Raw genomic sequence first — 15,777 nt, 5'->3', positions numbered from 1 at the left:
CCTCGTATGTTTGTTCTTAAATATTTTTATAGAATAGGTTTTAAAAAATATGAGATTTATGGTTATTTGAAAACTTAAATACAAGGAAGAAACAGGTAATAGCATCCCTGCCCAGATAACTTTTATAAGTATATCGCCCTTTAGATCTTGCACCTGTTTCTTTTCTTCTTATAGTCTGAATAGTATCTAGGAAATTGGCCATATTGCCTGTATTCCGTATAAAAACGAGGAAAGACAAAGAGAAGAAGTCCTTTATTGATTTAAATAACTATGAGAAAAATATGTGCTGGAATCGATATCTCCATGGATGATTTTCATGGATGTATAAAAATCCGATTAGAAGATGGTTCTGTGAAAATTAAAGGGACGCGATCTTTTAAAAATAACAGGAAAGGACATGAAGAGTTCTTGGAATGGGTTTTAAAAACAAAGGGACCTGGCCATAGTTGCCCCATAAGGTTTGTCATGGAAGCAACCGGTGTTTATTATGAAGACTTAGCCTATTTCCTTTATAAAAAGGATCAGGAAGTATCTGTTGTATTGGCCAATAAAATAAAGAACTATATAAAAAGTCTTCATATAAAGACAAAAACAGACTCCATGGATTCCAAACATATAGCCGGATATGGAATAGAAAGAGTATTAGATCGTTGGCACCCCATGTCTCCCATGTATAAAAAGTTAAGAGACCTTTGCAGGGAGTTACTCTCCTTTAAAAAAGAGCTTCAACGATCGAAGTGCCAATTACACGCCATGTATAAGTCGCATGAGAAGCTCGAAAGCATTATAGGGTTAAAGATCGAACAAATGGAATTTTATGAAAAAGCTATTCAAACCATCAAAAAAGAAATCAAAAACACGGTGGACCAGGATAAGGAATTAAAGAAAAAAATTGAGAAAGTAGAGACAGCTCCTGGTTTGGGTTTTGAAACCATTGTAATTTTAATCGCTGAAACTAATGGGTTTGCATTAATCCAAAACATTCGCCAGTTAATAAGCTATGCAGGACTTGATGTTACATTACATGAATCCGGAAAATACAAAGGGAAATCCCGAATATCAAAACACGGCAATTCGAGAATACGACAGACTTTATATATGCCTTCTATGACAGCGACAAGAGTTAATGAATCGATTAGAAATTTATATGAAAGAGTTTGCGAAAGAAATCCAGCAATAAAACGTAAAGGGATTGTGGCAGGAATGCGTAAATTATTGATTCTTGCTTATACCCTTTGGAAAAAAGAGCAAGAATACGATAAAGATTATCAATGGAGGTAATTAGTCCATAAAATAAAAAAAGCGGAGCATTACACTCCGCGCTAGATAGACTTCAAATCCACAATTGGAAAAAAGTCTTCTTTGTAGGATGGTAAAAGTAAAATAAAATCAAGATAACGACAAATTCATTAGGTTTTTACCATAGTATCTAAAGGGAGCGAAATTTCTAATGGAGATTTGGATTGTTAAAACAGGGTAAAGTAAACAGGTCATTATACGGATTTCCTCTGAATAACTTAATGACTCATGAACCTAATCAACCACCTCCGTTTTTAACCTTTTCAGAAAATATGAAGGATAGATCCCGGTTTCTTTGTAAAACGCTTTGGTAAAGGATTGCGCGGTTTTATACCCGGCTTCCTGTGCGATGGCTTCAACGGCATACTGTCTTAGTTTTTCTTCCTTTTTCAATCTTTCCACGATGTGTTTGATACGGATATGGTGCAGGTATTGGCTGAAATTCATATCCTTGGTGGTATTGATAACCCTGGAGAGGTATGTGGAATTGGTGTTCAGGTCGTCGGCCAGGCTTTTTAGCAATATATCGGGATTTGTAAACTGGTGTTTCCGTTCGAATTTCTCCAGTCCTGCTTCTATGTTTTTAAAGATCTCCTGGGGTACACCACTGTCTTGTTTTTCTTGTTTACGGACCTGAGGTAGTTGTTCATCGGGAGTATTCTGATTAATCAGCTCCCGGAAACGTTTTTTATAGGTGCGTTGTTTTTTATAGTAGTAACCCAGGAAGACGGTTAAGAGCACCACAGCGACCAGGAGTCCTCCTTTATACCAGGCATTCTTTTTGTGACGGTTTTCCAGGTTTCGGATAATGGTTTCTTTTTGTCTCAGGAGTTCGGGCATGTCGTATTTCCGGGCAATTTCTCCGTCCATAGACCGTATATCAATGAGCTCTTTATCCAGGTCTAATATTTTGTTGATATAGATAAGTTGGCTATCTCTTTCTTTCCGGTGATTATAATGGTCTATAAGATATTCATAAGCATTCCGGAGTTCCGGGAATTTATAATTAATTTCTGCTGCTAACGAATCCGTTTTTAAAAATATGAGTAAGGCGTCCTTATGCCTTTCCAAGGCTTGGTAAGATCGTCCTTTATAATAATGCGCCATTGCAATATTATGGTTATCCGTTAGATGAGGAATAGCCTTATCCAGGCTGTCCAGGGCAGCCTGGAAATTACCGGCATAGAACTCCATAGAACCGCTGCTGGAAACCATTTCGTAATATTGTATGGTGTCTTTATATGCTAAACTTTGGTTAATCCCTTTTTGGTGATATATTCTTGAAGAATCATTTTCTTTAAGATGTAAAAAGGTTAAGGATAAATTATGTATAGCTATTAAGTGACTAGTGTAGAGTCGATTACTATGGTTTACACTATTACTGTAATTTTTTTTGTATTCTACCTGGTTTTCCAGCGCATTTAAGTGTTCTTTATGCATGGCAAGGGCACCTCTATGATCTCCGACCCTACTTTTGAATGTTGCAATCATGGGGCGGATATACATTTGCAATTTTATATTACCTCTCTCCACAGCATAGTTATAACCGATAAGAGAATATTCTATAGCTTTTTTATAATCATCCAACTGATAATACCAATACCCTTTTGACAAATAACCTATAGCAGGATAATATTTATCATCTATATGTTCTGTAAGTGCAATAATGGTATCGGCATAGCGTAATCCATTTTCGGGACCAAATTCAACAGCATAGTAATAATACCCCTTCGCCATACGGATAGAATCTTTTTCTTCCCTGGCTTTTTCGATATAGCTATTTATTATGGTTTTGGTAGTAATGGTGTCTTTAGGTAGCCATTGATAAATTAATGTATTGAGTTCATCGTAACTTTTGTCGAGCAGTGTATCCTGTATTTTTTCCTGGGAGTATCCGCACCAATACAGTAAGGACATAAGCATTAGAAAAACAGGTTTGTAGGCTTTCATGTTTTGTGTTCTTTTATCGATGAGATGCAGGATATAGCGGTTTTAAAATTAATATTTTTTAGCGGGTTCCTGTTTTTAACCTTTTCAAAAAATACGAAGGATAAATCCCGGTTTCCTTATAAAACGCTTTGGTAAAGGACTGTGCGGTTTTATACCCGGCTTCCTGCGCGATGGCTTCAACGGCATACTGTCTTAGTTTTTCTTCGTTTTTAAGTCTTTCCACGATGTGTTTGATACGGATATGATGCAGGTACTGGCTGAAATTCATATCCTTGGTGGTATTGATAACCCTGGAGAGGTATGTGGAATTGGTATTCAGGTCGTCGGCCAGGCTTTTTAGCAATATATCGGGATTTGTAAAGCGTTGTTTACGTTCAAATTTCTCCAGTCCCGCTTCTATGTTTTTAAAGATCTCCTCCGGTACACCGCTGTCTTGTTTTTCTTGTTTACGGACCTGAGGTAGTTGTTCATCGGGAGTATTCTGATTAACCAGCTCCCGGAAACGTTTCTTAAAGGTGCGTTGTTTTTTATAGTAGTAACCCAGGAAGACAGTTAAGAGCACCACAGCGACCAGGAGCCCTCCTTTATACCAGGCATTCTTTTTGTGACGGTTTTCCAGGTTTCGGATGATGGTTTCTTTTTGCTTCAGGAGTTCGGGGGTATCGTATTTCCGGGCGATTTCTCCGCCGATTATACGTTCTTCCAGTAATGTTTTATCTAGTTCGAGGAGTTTATCGATGTATACAAGTTGGCTATCTCTTTCTTGCCGACCACTATAATAATCTATAAGATATTCGTAAGCATCTCTGAGTTCCGGAAATTTATAATTAATCTCTGCTGCTAACGAATCGGTTTTCAAGAACATGGATAAAGCTTCTCTATTTCTGTTTAAGGCCTGATAGGATCGCCCTTTGTAGTAATGTGCCATGGCAAAATTTCGTCCATCTGTTAAATAAGGAATAGCCTTGTTAAGACTATCCAGGGCAGCCAGGAAATTACCATCGTAGAATTCCATGGAACCACTACTGGAAAGAATTTCGTAGTAAAGGAAAAGATTCTTTTGTCGGAAACTTTTTGTTATTGCTTTTTGCAAGAAAATACGGGAGGAATCGGGCTGTTTCAATAATAAATAGGTAAGTCCGATATTGTATTGAGCTTGGATGATATTTTCATTAAATAAGTCACCAAGGTTAGGGTCATTACTATATAGATTCCTATATTCTGGTTGATTTTTAAGAGCATGTAAATGTTCTGTATAAATCAATAGAGCTTCTCGATGATTCCCGGATCGATTTTTAAGAGCAGCCATCATAGGACGGATGTGTATCTGCATTTTAATATTATCTCTCTCCACGGCATATTTATAACCGATAAGATAATATTCCATTGCTTTTTTATAATTACTTAATTGGTAGTGCCAATATCCTTTTAATAAATAACCTACGGCAGGATGAAATTTATCGTCCGTATGTTCTGTAAGTGCAATAATCGTATCGGCATAGCGTAATCCATTTTCCGCATCAAAATCGGTGGCGTAGTAATAATACCCCTTAGCCATACGGATGGAATCTTTTTCTTTCCTGGCTTTTTCTATGTAGGCATTGACAATTGTTTTAGCCGTAAGGATATCTTTTGGCAACCATTGGTAAAACAGGGTATTGAGATCGTCATAGCTTTTATAGAGGAGGGTGTCCTGTATTTTCTCCTGGGCATTGCTGTAAAAACCAAGGATCAAAACCAAAATAACACAAACAGATTTAGGGGCTTTCATTGTTATTCTACTTGAAAAGGGTAAAAATAAGGGAAACCGGATAAAGTTGGTAGTTTTTTGGTGTTTTGGATGAAGGTAAAGAGTATTATCTAAAAGAAGCTCACCTTTCTTCCGTCGAAAAAAGGTGAGCACGGGGACAAGTAAATCAAAGAATAAGCTCCCCAGGAGTCCCGCCGGGGGAGTATTAAACAAGTATTAGTGTATTCCTGGCTTTTTGATATAATGATTTCTCTCCGTTCCACCTTTTAGGCGATGTCATTTAGTTAAGCAGATTTATTCATTTCTGATAGCCTTTTAAGGGCACCTCTCTTCATCCCGATGGTTATCGGGAGAAGAGGGGTGGACCGCTTTGCGGGACGGGGAGTTTTGACCAGCCCAGACTTTGGCGTGTTTGCCCTAACGCTTGGGATGATTCCTATGTTTTAGGCTTTCAAAACCCTCCCCCCGTTGCTACGCTCGGGGACCTCTACTTCGACTTGGCTCAGCACGGCGCCTTCATCACAAGGGAGGAGCCTTTTTGGTTTTTAATAAGATATAGGACATACATTTTTTTCAGACTATTATAACACTAACTAAATGACATTGCCTTTTTAGGGCCGGGGTCAAGGACGGAGGGGGCAGACGCTATCAGCTCGAAATTCCGGAACCCCAAGGACCAACAACTTATCTCTGCCTTATAGTTTTATCCCGATTCCCAGTCCTATCAGCCACGGATTAATGTCCACATTGGCAGGTACGGTGGCTCCAAGTGCGGTATTGGCATTTACGGTGACATCGGTTTGGAGGAATATTTTTTTGATATCCAGGTTTATAAACCATTTGTCGGAGATCATATAATCCAATCCTATTTGGGTAGCGAAGCCAAAGGCATTGTCGTATTCCACTTTGTCCGCTACGGGGCCTTCATCCGCATTGTAAAAGATGGTATAGTTTACCCCGGCCCCGAGGTAAGGCTTGAATTTTTCCGACTTGGTAAGGTGATATTGTAACGTAAGTGTTGGAGGTAACAGCCATACATCGCCGAGGTCGATGTTTCCCGCTGCAGTATTGGTGGCTTCCACCTTGTGTTTCGTAGTGCCCAGGATAAGTTCTGCCGCCCAGTTTTTGGTAAAAAAGTAGGTGATGTCGACTTCCGGGATCACTGTAGTGGAAATATCCACATCACCGCCAATGGTACCTATGGTTGCACTTTCGCTCGGGGTTACCACTACACCGCGAAGGCGGAATTGCCAGGGATTAAACGATGAACTATTACTTTCCTGCGCTACTGCGAGTGAAAACGATGCCGTAATCAATAAGGCGCTTAATATTAAATTTTTCATGGACTATTGTTTTAATGAATGCCCAAAATTATCCATGAAAAAATATGCAAAACATGACTATTGTCAGCCTCTGTTAAAATAGTTGTGCGGATATTTCTTTTTTAAACAGGGATTAGTATAACCTCTTCAGGTCTTTGCTGTCCGGGCCATAGCTGCCCAGTACCTGTACAAATTTCTCATCCAGCTTCTCCGTAAGCTTTTCTACCCGGAATTCCGGGAGCTGGTCCAGGCAGGTGACGACCAGGTTTTTCGTAACGGGCAGGCCGTGGTGGGATATGGCATCGCACGAAAGGGCATAGCGCAACAGTTCCGGGTCAAGGGCTGCAGTGCGGAATTTCCCCTGGAATTCGTTTTCCGTATTGGTTTCGTTTTCACAGTTCCGGAGGGTAACCTTTTTACTGCTGCTCATGGGGCCGTTGCCATGTCTTGTCTGGTAACAGCGTGTTACGTAGTAAATATCTGTTTCCGGGATGTCGCCCTCCATGGAACGGAGGAGTTGCAGGGCGTTTTCCGAGGTGGTTCGGCTCCAGGTGGTATGCGGGTGCATGCCGTGTTTGGTGTCGAGCAGTATACCCTGGCTTCCTTCAAATACCAGGTGCGCGTATTTTGGCAGGAGCTCTTGTGGCAGCGCAATGGTATACAGGGGACGGATGAGGTCGCAGTATGCTATAAAGCCGGCTTCGTCATAGGCATTCAGTTCTTCCCTGTAAAGTGCTTTCAGAGGTGTATTATCCTGTTTGCCGAGAAGGGTTTCGTAATAGCGGCGTATACTTTGCAGCCGTTGCTTTACCACCCAGGGGAACAACAGATCGTTGGCAAAAAAGTACACCTCTTCTTTATTTCTGGCTATGGTAGCGCCAAATCCCAGTCCGCAGGAACCGTGTTGTTTTTCCTTTTCCACGGCACGGTTATAGGCAATGTCATAAGGGGTGGTTACCATGGCCAGGGGGTGGAAGAATAGTCTGGGGCGATACGCCTTCAGAGCCTGGTATTCCAGTGCGATGGCCGGGGGAAAAAGTGTGGTGTGCTCCGTGTATAAGGCAGGCACTCCGCGAAGGGTCCCGGAACCGAAATTGCTAAAAGTGTGCCGGAAGTTTCCCCGGGTAACGGTATGGCCTACCTGGTGTCCGCCGGAAAAACGGATAACCAGGGTAGATTCCGGGTTTCGGCCCGCCAGGTAATCGGTGGTAAGTCCTTTACCGGCATCGCCGAAACCAAGATCTATAACTACAGAACACGTTTGCATTACAGCATATCTTCTACTTCGATATCGTCTCCGGCCTTCGTTGTGCTCTCCGTACCGGGTGTAAACGAATGGTGGGCAATAACGACCTCCGCGATTTTTTTAGCTACATTACGGAAGTCTTCCACTTCTATAAACTGCTGGCCCAGGAGCTCTTTCCAGTTTCCTTTGCGGTAGTCCTGTTTGGATATTTCGTTGTGTTCCAGGTGCAGGTGGAAAACGTGGTATTTTTCCTGTGCTTCCTCGATAATCGCTTTGGTGGTCACCGTAGCCGCCTCATCGGCCGGGGTAAGGCGTTTGATAATGTCTGCCGGGATTTCCTGTGCTACCGGTTCGTCGCCTATGGTAAACAAAAAGCCCTTTTGTTTTCGTTTTTCCCAGCAGTCTATAGCGGTGTGCCTGGCGGCAAAGAGATGTGCCAGGTTGTAGCTTTCGTGGTTGTTACCACCACCACCGCCTTCCAGGTATACCTTGGTCAGCCAGCGGTCCAGCAGCTCGGCGGAAGATTCGAACTGGCCTACCTGTAGCGGGGCGCTGTCGTAAATATAATCTCCTATACCCAGGAACAAAACCTGCGGATGCTGAATACCGGCCTGCATAAGCGAACCGATGAGGTCGGGCAGGGTTTCTTTAACAATGATCTCCGGAACAAATCCCATGCTGCCCGTAACGTCCAGGGCTACGATAATGGAGAGCGACTCGGGGTGCTCCTCCGAATCGCGGGATTCGCGCACCTGTATGGTAGCCGGGTCCATGCCCGGGTCTATCCGGCGAGAGGTAAATATCTGCTCTCTCGATTTGTTGTCATATCCTTTGCTGACGCGGAGACGGGAATACGCCTCGTAACTAAATTTTCCTCCTCCCATAATTACAATATTTCCAGTTTTTCTCCGAAGAGATATTCATATCGGTTAACAGCCAGTTCCAGTTTGATTTCCAGGTTGCGGATCTTTACGGCCATTTCCAGGTCTTTGCCCACGTAGCCCTTGGCGTCGAAATCGGAAGCCAGCACCAGGCTGTTGGCATCCGTCGGACTGAGATCGAGCATATTTTCCTGTTCCCTTTTCAGCTTTTTGAGCATCAGGGCCAGGTCTTCCGCTTCTCTTTTGTACATAATCTGGGCATCTTCTACGATAGCCACGGCACGGTCGCCGCGTATTTTGTCGTTATTGCGCTTCAGGGATTCCAGGAAAGCGCCGCTGGTTTTAGGATCTTCCATAATTTTTATTATCTGAACACAAATTTACGGGGAAATACCGGTTAAACACCTCCCCGAAATAAGGGATTTTTTTGGCAATTTCCGTCTATCGGGAGAAAGGTTTTGGAAAAAAGTCTATATTGGGGAGGGAAAACAGTTTTTCCGGAAATTCAGTATAACGATATTTTTGTTACATACTAAAAAAATGATTTCCGATACCATGAAAAAAAGCTAATCGCAACGATAATAATATTAACGGTTGCTTGTTCCCCGAAAATAAAAACCAATATAACTTCCGCAAGAAATGTTTCGGATAGGGATATTGAAGTGATAGTATTGGGACTAGAGGAAAAAAACCTTCGGAAGCTACCGAATTGGGAAATATTAAAAAGGGAGGGTGCCGATTGATATTGAATATGGGAAAACATATTATTTGAGGTGTGGAGCTAAAATAGGGGTACTCCGGAATAAAGAAACTATTGAGTTAGTGGACCCTGTAATCGGAAAGGTAGAATACGAAGCAGTACAGAGAAAAAATCAAAAAAGATCAAAAAAATAATCTTGAACGACCTCGAATACATATCCATCCGTAACCAGGCTGCCGCTTTCCCGGAGCACTATCATGACACTTTTTGTGTTTCCCTGATCCATAACGGTACGGAAACCATAGCGATGGACGGGAAAAAACTTTACGGGGAAACGGGGAGTATTACCATTACCAATCCGTATGAGGTGCATGCTAACCCGTTGGCAGATCCGGGAATAAAACTGGATTTCGATACGATCTATATTTCGGGAGAACGGATGAAGTATCTTTTTGGCGGTAAAAATGTTGTTTTTCGGGAAAGGAATATTCGCAATGACGAAGCTGTAAAACGGTTTGTGGCCCTGAAAAACAACCTGGCAACCGTTAAAGCGCAAAACCGGGAAGCATTGCTTTCTTGTTTTGCAACATCGCTGCGTCCTTTTGCAGAGGGAAAAGAAGAGGATTATTCTGAGTTAAGTCCCGCCGACCTCCGGGAGGTCATGGCATTCATTCAAGGGAATATTACCGGTAATCTCAGCCTGGAAGCCCTGGCCCGGGTGGCCAATGGCAACAAATACGGTTTTGCCAAAAAATTCCGAGTATCTACCGGCATGTCACCCATGCATTACGTGTTGATGAAAAAGATCTTTGCCGGGAAAGGAGATATTACTCCACATGCGGAACTGACTCAGATAGCCTATGATTACGGTTTTACCGACCTGCCGCATTTTTCCAGGACCTTCAAGCGCTTTGTCGGCATATCACCCAGCGCCTACCAGAAGAGCCTGCTTCCGGGCGAATAAAATCGCCAAGATTTTACAAGTCCGTTTACTACCAGACAGGTACTTTTGTGCTTATGAAGACAGTACAAATACATTCTCCGCTTTTCCTGTTGTGGTTAATATGTTGCTTTTCGGGCTATGCACAATCCGTAGACGATAGTTTTCCCCGGTCCAAAATGCGAAAAGACCTGGAAATCTTTAAGAACATACGCCTCAAAGCCAACTCCGGCCTGTATAAATACCGTACCGAAAGAGAAATAGACAGTATATATACCTGGGCCGAAGCACAGGTAGAAAGATCCGGAAGCTACCGGGATTTCTATAATATTATCGTACAACTGACGGATTTTGAAGGAAGTCTGCACAACGACACTTCTTTACCGCTAAAGTATCGTAAATCTATGGCGGCGGAAACTTCGGGATACTTTCCGTACCCGGTGAAACCGGTTGAAGGGAAGTGGGTGTTGAATATGGAAGGTACGGAAATTCCCCCGGGAGCGGAGATTCTGTCGGTTAACGGCAGGCCCGTGGAAGACATTATAGCCAACCTGAATAAATACTATACAACCGATGGTATAAATATCACCGGAAAAATTATTGGGATACAATATAGCTTCAGCAGGTATTACCGCCTGCATTACGGCCAGGAAAAGACATTTACCGTATGCTTTATACCTCATGGTTCGGAAGAGGAACAGTGCAGAACTTTAAAAAGTGTCGGTTACCGGGACTATTACAAAAATGTAAAAAACAGGTATTCCCTCCCGGACGATGAAGCCAATTACCAGGATTGGGAAGAGGACGAAATATATTCCTTTACCGGGATAGATAGCGTTACTGCCTTACTGACCGTTAATTCTTTTTCCCTTGGAGAAAAGAACTCCGAATCGCACAAACACTACGCGCATTTCCTGGACAGTGTTTTTACCTCCGTAAAGCAGCAGAAAATTAAAAACCTCATTGTAGATGTCCGTTATAACGGGGGAGGAACGGACCCGAACGACCTGGTGACATATTCGTACCTTACCGGCAGGAACTTTCAGGAAAACAGGCAGGCCTGGGTGAGTTTTCAAAAAGTGCCTTACCTGCGGTATGCTTACAGTAAGATCCCGTTTTTTTTACGCCCGTTGGGAGTAGGGAAGTATAACCGCATGCTCCGGGAGGAATTCCCGGTAGAAAAGGAAGGCCGTTTTTATGAAGACGACACCAGTGAAGACCACCGGGTTCGCACCCCGGCTAAAAATGCCTTTACGGGGAATATCTACCTGTTGATCAGCCCCAGGGTAGCATCTGCCGGCAGCCTGTTTGCTGCGATGGTAGCGGGAAATGCCAATACCGTTACCGTAGGTGAAGAAGCTATGGGCGGATATTACGGGCACAATGGGCATACGCCCTTGGGATATATCCTGCCAAAATCCGGACTGGAAACCTTTTTCTCTATTGTCAACCTGGAGCAGGATGTGCCGCAAAAGGCCAACCAGGTGTACAACCGGGGCATTATCCCCGATTATAACGTATCGCAATCTTTTGAAGATTACCTGGAGCATAAAGATACCCAGATGGCGTTTGTGCTGAGGTTGATAAAAGGGGGCAAAAGGTAAAATAAGGTCTTACGGGAGGGTACTCTATGCCCGGGCAGCCTACAACACCCGTTTAATTCCTGAAAATTCTTCCCGGTATTGCGTGGGCGTACAGTGTTTCAGTTTTTTGAATACCCGGTTAAAGTTGGCGATATTGTTAAATCCGCAGGCATAGGCAATTTCGGCCACGCTGAGGTCTTTTTCGATAAGCCACCTGGTGGCATATCCTATCCTGGTGTCGTTTACGTAGTCTATAAAAGTTTTCCCGGTTCGTTTTTTTATAAACCGGTTAAAGGAAACCGGGCTCATATTAACGAGTTCGGAAACTTCGTTAAGGCTTATTTTCTGTGTATAGTGCTTTTGTACATATTCATATACCCTTTTTATCTTATCGCTGTTTTCAAAATTTTGAAAATTACTGGTGCTGGAGGAAAGCAGGCGTTGCCTTCGCGAAGTGGCCAGGTCGTGCAGTATGGATATTAATTCCAGGAAATAATCGATACTGTCTATTTTGGAAAGTTTTAATATTTTGGGCATGATCTCTTCCGTGATCTTCCTGGAAAAAAGAATGCCGTGTGCAGACCGGTCAAACATATCCTTGATGGGCTTCATAATACGCTTGTTCAGGAGACTTTCGCTAAACAGGTTGTCGTGAAACTGAATGGTAATCTCGCGGATATCCGTATTGGTACATTTGTGAAGTTCCCATCCGTGGGACAAATTGGAGCCGACCAGAACTAGTTCCAGATCATCGATTTCTTCCATGTGATCGCCTATAACACGGCGTACATTTTTTCCGTTGGCTATGAAATTGAGCTCTAATTCCGGGTGAAAGTGAATGGGGAAATCAAAATCATCTTTGACCCGGTCAAAAACCAGGAAACTGTCCTCCGGCGCCAAAGGAGTAATTTCTCTATGGATATTTTTATAGCTGTGCTGCATATCTGCAAGAAAATATCATATAAACAAATGACAAAATTATATTACCGTAATTTACTTTCTCACTTTATTTTTGGAATTCTGTGTTTTTTCGAAAATATGTCACATATTCAAGGTGGGAAAAAGTGTTGGAAATAAAATATCCGCAATTATTTTGGTAAATATAAAAAATATGGGCAAAGGGTTGATAAGACTATATTCATTTGGTTATCCGGTGGGAGCTTTTCTGATGCTGATATTTTTAGCATCCTGTAAAAATAGTATTACCGAAAGGACGACTCTTGCACGTTTTTCGTCCGACAATGCTGTTTTGTTGTTAAACAGACTGGAGCAAATGCGCAAAAAAGGTGTCGCATTCGGGCAGCAGGATGCGCCTGCTTACGGGGTTGGCTGGAAAAGCGATAGCATTACTCCCGGTTTTATATCGGATGTGCACAAAATTACCGGCGATCAACCCCTGGTATACGGGTTCGATATAGGGCATATCGAGTTAAATGCTTCGAAAAACCTGGATAGTGTGCCTTTTCATACGATGCGATTGATGATGCGGCGGGCTCATGAAAAAGGAGGGATTATTACCGTAAGCTGGCATGCGGACCATCCCGGTACCGGGAAGGATAGCTGGGACACTACACGCGTAGTTCACCATATTCTTAAGGGAGGGGATTTGCACGGGCAGTATAAAGAGTGGTTAAAGCGATCCGCCCGTTTTCTGCAATCGGTTCGCGATAAGCAAGGTCGTCCCGTTCCTGTAATCTTCAGGCCTTATCACGAAATGAACGGCAACTGGTTCTGGTGGGGAGGGGCAAGCTGCTCCGCAGACGAATACAAACAGCTTTACCGGGAGTTGGTCTATACGTACAGGCACGAATTCGATTTAAAAAATATTCTCTTTGCCTATTCGCCCAATACGGTTACGGACCGGGCGGAGTTTTTAAAATACTACCCGGGAGATTGTTATGTGGATATTTTGGGCGTAGACATATATAATCACGAAGGCGATACTGTTTTTTCGCAACAATTGAAAAGCAATATCGATATCCTGAGGAAGACAGGGGATAGCTTACACAAGCCCTACGCCCTTACCGAGACCGGAAATATCCGCTTCGGGCAACACAGGGAGTGGTGGACCAGGGTGCTGTATCCTGCTATCCGAAAGTCCGGCCTTTCCTGGGCCCTGGTGTGGAGAAACTATAACGGGGAACATTTTTTTTCTTCGTATCCGGGTGAAATTACTTCCGGCGATTTTAAAGATTTTTACCGTAAAAGGGATGTCCTCTTTTTGTCGGATTTCCAGTAATATTAATTAAGCAGACACCAATTTTATGCTACAAGGCTTAGATATTCTCATCATCGTACTCTATCTTATAGGTACCATTGTCATAGGGCTCCTGCTCCGGAAAAGAGCACAACAGAGTAAAGATGATTATCTCCTGGGAGGTAAATCCCTGCCTTGGTATATGCTCGGGCTTTCCAATGCTTCCGGGATGTTCGATATTTCGGGTACGATGTGGCTGGTTACGCTAACCGTGGTGTACGGTTTTAAGAGTATCTGGATTCCGTGGCTATGGCCGGTGTTTAACCAGGTATTTTTAATGGTGTATTTGTCATTGTGGCTGCGCCGGTCGAATGTAACGACGGGGGCCGAATGGATACTCTTCCGGTTCGGGAAGGGAAAAGGCGGTAAAAAATCGCATATCATTATCGTGGTCTTTGCTATTTTGAGCTGCCTGGGCTTTTTGGCTTACGGCTTTATCGGGCTGGGGAAATTCGTGGCTATTTTTATTCCGTGGGAATGGGTGGGGCCTTACCTGCCTTTTGACCTTCCACAAGCGTATATTCCTCACTTTTACGGCATTGTTTTTACCTTTTTTGCTGTGTTTTATACTATAATGGGAGGGATGTCCGGGGTTGTGTGGACCGATGTGCTGCAATATATTATTATGACCATCTCTTCGGTAAGCATCGCGGTTATAGCATGGATGGCGCTGAAAGACCATGCCCTCGACGTACCCGATGGCTGGATGAACCCGTTTTTCGGATGGGAACTTCACCTGGACTGGGAACATATCATACCCGAACTCAACGATAAGATTGCCTCGGATGGGTATTCCCTGTTCGGCATCTTTTTTATGCTGATGCTTTTTAAAGGTATTTTGTCCAGTATCGCCGGCCCGGCTCCCAATTACGACATGCAAAAGATACTTTCGGCCAAATCTCCCCTGGAAGCCAGTAAACTGAGTGCTTTTGCCAATGTGGCTTTAATGCCTACGCGCTATCTTATGATCGGTGGGTTTACCGTTCTGGCTATCCTGTTTTATGACAAACTCCACCTCGAAACCGCGGGGGTGGTTGACTTCGAAAAAATACTCCCTGCCGCTATTCAGCAATTTGTACCGGTAGGCTTGCTCGGACTTTTGCTGGCGGGCTTGCTGGCGGCATTCATGTCTACATTTGCAGGAACGCTCAATGCTGCCCAGGCTTATCTGGTTAACGATATCTATCTGAAATATTACAATCCGTACGCGTCCGCCAATACCATTAAGAAGATCAACTACACAACGGGGATTATCGTGGTTATGATCAGTATCGTACTGGGATTTTTTGTCAAGGATGTCAATTCGGTTTTGCAGTGGATCGTCTCGGCCCTTTACGGTAGCTATGTAATGTCTAACCTGCTGAAATGGCACTGGTGGCGTTTTAACGGGCAGGGGTATTTTTTCGGAATGCTCTTCGGAATTATTCCCGCCCTTGTTTTCCCCCTGTTTACCGATACGCTCGATCTCTATTACTTCCCGGTTATTCTGGTCATTTCCATTATTGGATGCGTTATAGGAACATATATAGCCCCTGCAACGGATGAAGAAACGTTGATCAATTTTTACAAAAAGACCCGCCCGTGGGGATTCTGGGGCCCGGTCTATGCCAGGATAAAGGAAAACGACCCGGCTTTTCGGCGCAATAAAAACTTCGGAAGAGATATGTTTAATGTGGTGGTGGGGACCATCGGGCAGACATTGCTGGTTGTTCTGCCGCTATATCTCATTTTGCATGAAAACCTGAACTTTTTTTTGTGCCTGGGCATACTGGCCATATGCGTATCCATATTAAAGTATACCTGGTGGAACAACATAAAGAAAGTAACCGATTAATTAAAAACGAATTTA

Annotated in this window: 12 protein-coding genes; 5 read left to right on the top strand and 7 right to left on the bottom strand. The window is 43.2% G+C overall.

Annotated elements, in window-relative coordinates; genetic code table 11:
* The first annotated feature begins 270 nt into the window (after positions 1-270).
* Positions 271-1,281, top strand: a complete 1,011-nt coding sequence (locus ACVBDU_RS14885) for an IS110 family RNA-guided transposase (RefSeq protein ID WP_447178497.1) — start codon at positions 271-273, stop codon at positions 1,279-1,281.
* Between the two features lie 252 nt (positions 1,282-1,533).
* Here ACVBDU_RS14885 and ACVBDU_RS14880 read toward each other — a convergent pair whose 3' ends face one another.
* The 6 genes from ACVBDU_RS14880 to ACVBDU_RS14855 all read right to left on the bottom strand — a co-directional run bounded on the left by ACVBDU_RS14880 (position 1,534) and on the right by ACVBDU_RS14855 (position 8,804).
* Positions 1,534-3,249: a helix-turn-helix domain-containing protein gene (locus tag ACVBDU_RS14880; RefSeq protein WP_447180527.1), complete on the bottom strand. Its 1,716-nt coding sequence runs from the start codon at positions 3,247-3,249 to the stop codon at positions 1,534-1,536.
* Positions 3,250-3,307: 58 nt separating this feature from the next.
* Complete coding sequence (locus ACVBDU_RS14875; RefSeq protein ID WP_447180526.1) at positions 3,308-5,020, bottom strand: helix-turn-helix domain-containing protein; 1,713 nt, start codon at positions 5,018-5,020, stop codon at positions 3,308-3,310.
* Between the two features lie 674 nt (positions 5,021-5,694).
* Positions 5,695-6,342 (bottom strand): OmpW/AlkL family protein, encoded by a 648-nt coding sequence (locus ACVBDU_RS14870; protein ID WP_447180525.1) that lies wholly within the window; start codon positions 6,340-6,342, stop codon positions 5,695-5,697.
* Between the two features lie 112 nt (positions 6,343-6,454).
* Complete coding sequence (locus tag ACVBDU_RS14865; protein WP_447180524.1) at positions 6,455-7,588, bottom strand: adenylosuccinate synthetase; 1,134 nt, start codon at positions 7,586-7,588, stop codon at positions 6,455-6,457.
* Positions 7,588-8,451: a hypothetical protein gene (locus tag ACVBDU_RS14860; RefSeq protein WP_447180523.1), complete on the bottom strand. Its 864-nt coding sequence runs from the start codon at positions 8,449-8,451 to the stop codon at positions 7,588-7,590. The genes ACVBDU_RS14865 and ACVBDU_RS14860 overlap by 1 nt, the downstream gene beginning before the upstream one ends.
* A gap of 2 nt (positions 8,452-8,453) precedes the next feature.
* Positions 8,454-8,804: a hypothetical protein gene (locus ACVBDU_RS14855; protein WP_447180522.1), complete on the bottom strand. Its 351-nt coding sequence runs from the start codon at positions 8,802-8,804 to the stop codon at positions 8,454-8,456.
* A gap of 540 nt (positions 8,805-9,344) precedes the next feature.
* Here ACVBDU_RS14855 and ACVBDU_RS14850 point away from each other — a divergent pair.
* The gene (locus ACVBDU_RS14850; RefSeq protein ID WP_447180521.1) at positions 9,345-10,112 is read left to right on the top strand and encodes an AraC family transcriptional regulator; all 768 of its coding nucleotides are present in this window, start codon (positions 9,345-9,347) and stop codon (positions 10,110-10,112) included.
* A gap of 53 nt (positions 10,113-10,165) precedes the next feature.
* Positions 10,166-11,692, top strand: coding sequence for a S41 family peptidase (locus tag ACVBDU_RS14845; RefSeq protein ID WP_447180520.1), 1,527 nt, complete (start codon positions 10,166-10,168; stop codon positions 11,690-11,692).
* A 39-nt stretch (positions 11,693-11,731) separates the two neighbouring features.
* Here ACVBDU_RS14845 and ACVBDU_RS14840 read toward each other — a convergent pair whose 3' ends face one another.
* Entirely contained in the window at positions 11,732-12,613 is an 882-nt protein-coding gene (locus tag ACVBDU_RS14840; RefSeq protein ID WP_447180519.1) for a helix-turn-helix domain-containing protein, read from the bottom strand.
* A gap of 169 nt (positions 12,614-12,782) precedes the next feature.
* Here ACVBDU_RS14840 and ACVBDU_RS14835 point away from each other — a divergent pair, with 169 nt between their 5' ends.
* Both ACVBDU_RS14835 and ACVBDU_RS14830 read left to right on the top strand, forming a co-directional pair.
* Positions 12,783-13,910, top strand: a complete 1,128-nt coding sequence (locus tag ACVBDU_RS14835) for a glycoside hydrolase family 26 protein (protein ID WP_447180518.1) — start codon at positions 12,783-12,785, stop codon at positions 13,908-13,910.
* Positions 13,911-13,935: 25 nt separating this feature from the next.
* The gene (locus ACVBDU_RS14830) at positions 13,936-15,762 is read left to right on the top strand and encodes a sodium:solute symporter family protein (protein ID WP_447180517.1); all 1,827 of its coding nucleotides are present in this window, start codon (positions 13,936-13,938) and stop codon (positions 15,760-15,762) included.
* Positions 15,763-15,777: the final 15 nt, after the last annotated feature.

This window comes from Sinomicrobium endophyticum (assembly GCF_052983315.1).
Note: the sequence above shows the minus strand (reverse complement) of the source record. Positions and strands in the feature narration are given on the sequence as shown.

Bases quoted from the DNA above. Each gene is read 5' to 3' on its own strand.
- ACVBDU_RS14885 (WP_447178497.1), top strand. From the start codon at position 271: ATGAGAAAAATATGTGCTGGAATCGATATCTCCATGGATGATTTTCAT.
- ACVBDU_RS14880 (WP_447180527.1), bottom strand. From the start codon at position 3,249: ATGAAAGCCTACAAACCTGTTTTTCTAATGCTTATGTCCTTACTGTAT.
- ACVBDU_RS14875 (WP_447180526.1), bottom strand. From the start codon at position 5,020: ATGAAAGCCCCTAAATCTGTTTGTGTTATTTTGGTTTTGATCCTTGGT.
- ACVBDU_RS14870 (WP_447180525.1), bottom strand. From the start codon at position 6,342: ATGAAAAATTTAATATTAAGCGCCTTATTGATTACGGCATCGTTTTCA.
- ACVBDU_RS14865 (WP_447180524.1), bottom strand. From the start codon at position 7,588: ATGCAAACGTGTTCTGTAGTTATAGATCTTGGTTTCGGCGATGCCGGT.
- ACVBDU_RS14860 (WP_447180523.1), bottom strand. From the start codon at position 8,451: ATGGGAGGAGGAAAATTTAGTTACGAGGCGTATTCCCGTCTCCGCGTC.
- ACVBDU_RS14855 (WP_447180522.1), bottom strand. From the start codon at position 8,804: ATGGAAGATCCTAAAACCAGCGGCGCTTTCCTGGAATCCCTGAAGCGC.
- ACVBDU_RS14845 (WP_447180520.1), top strand. From the start codon at position 10,166: ATGAAGACAGTACAAATACATTCTCCGCTTTTCCTGTTGTGGTTAATA.
- ACVBDU_RS14840 (WP_447180519.1), bottom strand. From the start codon at position 12,613: ATGCAGCACAGCTATAAAAATATCCATAGAGAAATTACTCCTTTGGCG.
- ACVBDU_RS14835 (WP_447180518.1), top strand. From the start codon at position 12,783: ATGGGCAAAGGGTTGATAAGACTATATTCATTTGGTTATCCGGTGGGA.
- ACVBDU_RS14830 (WP_447180517.1), top strand. From the start codon at position 13,936: ATGCTACAAGGCTTAGATATTCTCATCATCGTACTCTATCTTATAGGT.